3 protein-coding genes and 1 pseudogene are annotated in these 7,117 nt (G+C 61.0%); all 4 read right to left on the minus strand.

The features are described 5' to 3' along the window. Positions 1-435: pseudogene (locus tag VIL80_RS12645) on the minus strand (glutamate synthase small subunit); the annotation flags it as partial. A gap of 15 nt (positions 436-450) precedes the next feature. Next, positions 451-4,902, minus strand: a complete 4,452-nt coding sequence (gltB, locus tag VIL80_RS12650; RefSeq protein WP_332036459.1) for a glutamate synthase large subunit — start codon at positions 4,900-4,902, stop codon at positions 451-453. Positions 4,903-5,316: 414 nt separating this feature from the next. Then, positions 5,317-6,402 carry a 3-dehydroquinate synthase gene (gene aroB, locus VIL80_RS12655; RefSeq protein ID WP_332036460.1) on the minus strand — a complete coding sequence of 362 codons (1,086 nt, stop codon included), beginning with the start codon at positions 6,400-6,402 and terminating at the stop codon, positions 5,317-5,319. A gap of 107 nt (positions 6,403-6,509) precedes the next feature. Then, on the minus strand, positions 6,510-7,031 hold the full coding sequence (locus VIL80_RS12660) for a shikimate kinase (protein ID WP_332036461.1): 522 nt from the start codon (positions 7,029-7,031) through the stop codon (positions 6,510-6,512). Positions 7,032-7,117 lie beyond the last annotated feature (86 nt).

Here is a 7,117-nt window from a genome sequence, read left to right on the forward strand (position 1 = left end):
CACCGCGCTCAGGTCCGGGCGCCAGCCCAGCGCGAACGCGGTATCGGTGATGTATTTCTCGGCGTTGCCGATGGTCACCGCACCGAAACCGTCGTTCAGGGTACAGGCACCCTCACACAGGCGATCCTGCGGGCACACACGGCCGCACACTTCCGGCAACGAGTTGGTCTGGTGACTCAACTCCGCCGCCTCCATGATGTTGCCCTCGCTGATCAGGCGCAGCCAGTTAGGGATGTAGTTGTGTACCGGGCACTTCCACTCGCAGTAGGGGTTACCGCAGTCCAGGCAGCGGTGCGCCTGGCTGGCCACCTGCCGCTCGGTGAACGGCTGGTAGATCTCCACGAACTGGTTGGTGCGGGTGATGATGTCTTTCTTGGCAGGGTCGACCCGGCCAACGTCGATAAACTGGAAATCGTTGTTCAGACGCTGTGACATAGGTAAATCTCCCCCTTATTCGCCGCGCTTGCGTACATCGGACAACAGCCCGGCGAGGCTGGCGGCCTTCGGCTTCACCAGCCAGAACTTGTTGAGGTAGTCATCGAGGTTATCCAGCAGTTCCTGGCCCCATTCGCTGCCGGTTTCTTCCACAAACTCTTCGATCACTTCGCGCAGGTGGCTCTGGTATTCCTCCAGCGCCTCGCTGCTGATACGGCGCAGCTCAATCAGCTCGTGGTTGCACTTGTCGAAGAAGTCGCGATCCATATCCAGCACATAGGCGAAGCCGCCGGTCATACCGGCACCGAAGTTGACCCCGGTCTTGCCCAGCACCGCGATCATGCCGCCGGTCATGTATTCACAACAGTGGTCCCCCGCACCTTCCACCACCGCAAAGGCGCCGGAGTTGCGCACACCGAAGCGCTCGCCGGCACAGCCGGAGGCAAACAGCTTGCCGCCGGTGGCGCCGTACAGGCAGGTGTTGCCGATGATGCTGGTTTCCTCGGACTTGAAGCTGCTGCCCTGGGGCGGACGGATTACCAGCTTGCCGCCGGCCATACCCTTGCCCACATAGTCGTTGGCGTCGCCTTCCAGGTACATCTCCAGGCCACCGGCGTTCCACACCCCGAAGGACTGGCCGGCAACGCCGGAGAGACGCAGTTTGATCGGCGCATCCACCATGCCCTGGTTGCCGTGGCGCTTGGCGATCTCGCCGGACAGACGCGCACCGATGGAGCGGTCGCAGTTGGTCAGGTGGAAGCTGAACTCGCCACCGGACAGGTTCTCAATCGCCGGCAGGGTTTCCGCCACCATGCGCTCCGCCAGCAGGCCCTTGTCCCACGGCTCGTTTTTCGGCTGCTGGCAGGTCTGCGGCTTGCTGTCGAGCAGCGCATCGCTGTGCAGCAGCGGCGACAGGTCCAGGGTCTTCTGCTTGGCAGTTTCGCCCTCGAGGGTCTCCAGCAGGTCCACGCGGCCCACCAGTTCCTCGATGGAACGAACCCCGAGACGCGCCATCCACTCGCGGGTTTCCTCGGCCACGAACTTGAAGAAGTTCATCGCCATTTCCACGGTGCCGATGTAGTGCTCGTCGCGCAGGTCCTTGTTCTGGGTGGCAACACCGGTGGCGCAGTTATTCAAGTGACAGATACGCAGGTACTTACAGCCCAGCGCCACCATCGGTGCAGTGCCGAAACCGAAACTCTCGGCACCGAGAATCGCCGCCTTGACCACGTCGAGACCGCTCTTCAGACCGCCGTCGGTCTGCACCCGCACCTTGCCGCGCAGATCGTTGGCGCGCAGGGTCTGGTGGGTTTCCGCCAGACCCAGCTCCCACGGGGAACCGGCGTAGCGGATGGAGGTAATCGGGCTCGCGGCGGTGCCGCCGTCGTAACCGGAAATGGTGATCAGGTCCGCGTAGGCCTTGGCCACACCGGCGGCAATGGTGCCAACGCCGGGGCGGGATACCAGCTTCACCGATACCAGCGCATCCGGGTTGACCTGTTTCAGGTCGTAGATCAGCTGCGCCAGGTCTTCAATGGAATAAATATCGTGGTGCGGCGGCGGTGAGATCAGGGTCACACCGGGCACGGAGTAGCGCAGGCGCGCGATCAGCTCATTGACCTTGCCGCCGGGCAGCTGGCCACCCTCGCCGGGCTTGGCGCCCTGGGCCACCTTGATCTGCAGCACTTCCGCATTCACCAGATAATGCGGGGTGACGCCGAAACGGCCAGAGGCAATCTGCTTGATCTTGGATACCTTGTCGGTGCCGTAACGCGCCGGGTCCTCGCCGCCCTCACCGCTGTTGGAGCGGCCACCCAGGCGATTCATGGCCTGAGCCAGGGACTCGTGCGCTTCCGGTGACAGCGCACCCAGGGACATGGCGGCGCTGTCGAAGCGGCGCAGGATGTTTTCCGCCGGCTCCACTTCCTCCAGTGGAATCGCCTGCAGGTCTTTTTTCAGCCCCAGCAGGTCGCGCAGGGTGGCAACGGGACGCTGGTTCACCAGGGTCGCGTAATCGCGCCAGGCGCCGTAATCGCCGGAGCGCACCGCCTCCTGTAGTGCCTTGACCACATCCGGGTTGAACGCGTGGTACTCCTGGCCATAAACGAATTTGTGCAGGCCGCCAGCGGAGACCGGTTTGCGCGGTTTCCACGCCAGCTCGGCGCGCCCGCGCATGTCGTCTTCCAGCTCCGCAAAGCCCGCTCCCAGTACACGCGCTGGCGCTTCCGGGAAGCACAGGTCGATCACGTCCTGGGACAGCCCCACCAGTTCGAACAGCAGCGCGCCGCGGTAGGAGGCCACCGCGGAAATACCCATCTTCGACAGGATTTTCAGCAGCCCCTTGCTGATGCCAGTGCGGTAGTTTTTCTGTGCGGTAGCGGCGTCCAGCAGCAGCTCGCCGGTTTCGATCAGGTGATTGATGATGCTGTAGGAGAAATACGGGTGCACCGCGGTGGCACCGACGCCGATCAGGCACGCCAGCTGGTGCGAGTCGCGCGCGGTAGCGGTGTCCACTACCACGTTGGAGTCGCAGCGCAGGCCGTTGTGCACCAGGTGGTGGTGCACCGCGCCGGTGGCGAGCAGCGCATCGATGGGCAGCTTGCCCTCTTCGATATTGCGATCCGACAGCACCACGATCACGGTGCCCTCGTTGCGCACCGAATCGGCGGCATCCTTGCACAGTTTTTCGATGGCGCCCTTCAAATCCAGCTGCACCGGGTCGTAGTTCAGGTCGAATACCTTCGCCTTGAACTCCTCGCGGCCGAGGTCCAGCAGCGCGCTGTATTTGATGTGCGAGAGTACCGGCGAGGACAGGATCACGCGGTCGGCGTGCTCGGGCGTTTCCTCGAACACGGATTTTTCACGCCCCAGGCAGGTCTCCAGGGACATGACGATGGTTTCCCGCAGCGGGTCGATCGGCGGGTTGGTTACCTGCGCAAACTGCTGGCGGAAAAAGTCGTACAGGCAGCGGTTACCCTGGGACAATACCGCCATCGGGGTATCGTCGCCCATGGAACCCACGGCTTCCTGGCCGGACTCCGCCAGCGGGCGGATGACCTGGTCGCGCTCTTCCAGCGAGGAGCTGAACAGTTTCTGGTAAACCTTGAACTGCTCGAACGAGAAATTGTTGTCCACCGGTGCGGTCACCAGGGTGGAGCGGATGCGGCGGGCTTTACCCTTCAGCCACTGCTTGTAGGGATGCGCCTTCTTAAGTTCACCGTCCACTTCGGCGGTGTGGCGCAACTTGCCTTCCAGCGTGTCCACCGACAGGATCTGGCCCGGCCCCAGACGCCCCTTGGCCACCACGTCGGCAGGGTCGTACTTGTAGGTACCGACCTCTGACGCCACGGTGATGAAGTCGTCCTTGGTGACAACCCAGCGGGATGGGCGCAGACCGTTGCGGTCGAGGGTACACACGGCGTAGCGGCCGTCGGTCAGCACCAGGCCGGCGGGGCCGTCCCACGGCTCCATATGCATGGAATTGTATTCGTAGAAGGCGCGCAGCTCGGAGTCCATGGTGTCCACGTTCTGCCACGCCGGCGGTACCAGCATACGGATGGCGCGGTGCATGTCGATGCCGCCCGCCATCAGCAGCTCGAGCATATTGTCGAGACTGGAAGAGTCGGAACCAGTGCGGTTCACCAGTGGCGCCAGCTCGTTCAGCTCCGGCAACAGCTCGGTGTTGAATTTCGGGGTACGCGCCACGGACCAGTTGCGGTTACCGGTGACGGTGTTGATCTCACCGTTGTGCGCCAACATGCGGAACGGCTGTGCCAGCGGCCAGCGCGGCATGGTGTTGGTGGAAAAGCGCTGGTGGAACACACAGATGGCGGTTTCCAGACGCGGGTCCGCCAGATCCGGGAAGAACGCCGGCAGATCCGCCGGCATCATCAGGCCCTTGTAGGACAGGACACCAGTTGAGAGGCTGGCGATATAGGTATCGTCACCCAGTTGCTGCTCCGACTTGCGGCGGATCACGAACAGACGCGCGGCAAATTTCTGCTCGCCCAGCGGTTGCTCGGCATCGTTGATCAACAGGTGCTCAAAGCGCGGCAGCGACTGGCGCGCAATCGGCCCCAGACAATCGGCGTTGGTGGGCACCGGGCGCCAGCCCGCGACGCTCAGGCCCTGGGCTTCCACCTCGCGCTTTAGAATCGCGCGCGCCGCGGCGGCCTTGGCCTCGTCCAGCGGCAGCATGATGGAACCCACGGCGTAGCTGTCGCTCAGCTCGCCACCAAAGGCCTCCTTGGCCACAGCGCGCAGGAACGCATCCGGCTTCTGCAGCAGCAGGCCGCAGCCGTCTCCGGTTTTGCCATCGGCGGCAATACCGCCGCGGTGAGTCATGCAGGTCAGCGACTCAATCGCCGTCTGCAACAACTTGTGGCTGGTCTTGCCCTTGAGATGGGCAATCAGACCAAAGCCACAGTTATCTTTGAACTCATCCAATCGATACAGACCGCTACCCATAGAATTCCTCAAAGTGTTATTGCCACCCCCTTCGTACTGAATGATCGCGCCCTATTGGACCGGCAATCAGTTCACAGTGCGCTCGTTAATTCGAGGACTGTCGTTGGGGGTATATTTATCTACTTTCGAGCCAAAGGTGCCGCAGATTCCACTGGTTTTTCGAAACTCCAGTGACAAAAAAAGCCCTCATTAGGGGCTTGGGTGATACTCGCTTCCTGCGAGCCTGGGCTTTGTTGTTATCGGCTCATTTCCCCGGTTTTCACCAGGGGGGCGCGCAATGTTACAAGTGCCCCCCTGCAATTGCAAGAATCGCCAGATTTTTTTGCTGTCGCGATGCCATTTAACCGATTTATCTTCTTCAAATTCCGTTTGGCGTCAAAGAATCCTCAGTTCGCTAAAAAAACTACAGATCTGTCACCGCGCACCGCAGCGGTGCAATGCTTCTATCAGTAGCTCTCTGGGGGTATCAGCGACAATCTGCGCATCGCCGATGGCGTGCAGCAACACCAGCCGCAATTTGCCATCCTGCACCTTTTTATCCACAGACATTGCGCGCAAATAATCATCCACCTGCATATCGTCAGGGGATTGTTGCGGCAAGTTGGCTCTGGTTAGCAGCGCGCGCAAACGTTCCACATCCTGCTGGGATACCCAACCGCGCAGGCGCGACAGCTCCGCCGCCATCGCCATACCAGCAGCCACGGCCTCCCCGTGCAGCCACTTACCGTAACCCTGCACCGCTTCTATAGCATGGCCGAAGGTATGACCGAAATTCAGGATGGCACGGCGACCGGATTCCCGCTCGTCTTCTGCCACCACCGCAGCCTTATCCGCACAACTGCGCTCCACCGCATAGGCCAGTGCAGCGGGGTCGCGGGCTAGCAGCGCATCCATATTCGCCTCCAGCCACGAAAAAAAGGGGGCATCGCAGATCATGCCGTACTTGATGACCTCGGCGATTCCGGCGGACAACTCACGATCCGGCAGGGTCTTCAGTGTGTCGATATCAATCAGCACCAGTTGCGGTTGATAGAAGGCGCCGATCATGTTCTTGCCCAGCGCATGGTTGACCCCGGTTTTCCCCCCCACCGAGGAATCCACCTGCGACAACAGGGTGGTGGGAACCTGCACGAAATCCACCCCGCGCTGGTAGCAGGCCGCAGCGAAGCCGCTCATATCCCCCACCACACCGCCGCCCAGGGCGACGATGGTGGTGCTGCGGTCGTGGCGCTTCTCCAGCAAGGTATCGAAGATCCGGTTCAGGGTATCCAGGGTCTTGAACGCCTCGCCGTCTGGCAGCTGCACGCTGTCCACCTTGTCAAAGCCCTGCAGACTGGCCAGCAGTTTTTCCAGGTACAGGGGCGCGATAGTCTCGTTCGTGACCACCAACACCTGGCGACCGCGAATGGCATTTGCGAAGTGTGTTGAATCTCCGAGCAAGCCGGGACCGATCAGTATGGGATAACTGCGATCACCCAGATCGACATTGAGACTGTGCATGGCTACTCCCTTAAGCCCACAAGAGGAAAATGAAAAGATGATTTATTCAGGCAAGGCGGCACCCAAACACCGCAAGATGCGGATGTTGCAATGCGGCATCCGGGATCTCAACCAGCAGATACGGCCATAAGCCGGTCCACTACCAACTGGGCGGCCTGCTTGGGCGTACAGTCGTCGGTATCACACACAAGGTCGGCCACATCATCGTAAAATGATTCGCGCTGTTGCAGTATTTCAAGCAACTTCGCACGGGGATTGGCCACCTGCAGCAGCGGGCGGTTGCTGTTTTTGGAGGTTCGCTCCACCAGCTGGTCGAGACCTGCACGCAAGTACACGACAAATCCGTGATTTTTCAGTAGCGCGCGATTTTCCGGCATCAATACAATGCCACCGCCAGTGGCAACCACCTGTGGCTCGCCACTGCAAAGATCACGCAACACCGCACTCTCACGACGGCGAAAGCCGGCCTCCCCTTCCACGTCAAAGATCCATGGAATGTCGGCACCAGAGCGGTCTTCAATAACCTTGTCGGAATCGGCAAAAGGCAGCCCCAGTTGGGCTGCCAGTAATTTGCCGATGGTGGACTTGCCGGCCCCCATTGGGCCGACAAGGAAGATGGGCTGCGTAATCACTTGCTGAAAGACATGAACTCGTCTTGCATGATACGCGGGGTGACAAAAATCAGCAGCTCGCGCTTGTCTTCCTGCTTGGTAGT

This window comes from Microbulbifer sp., assembly GCF_036563125.1.
GTDB lineage: Bacteria > Pseudomonadota > Gammaproteobacteria > Pseudomonadales > Cellvibrionaceae > Microbulbifer.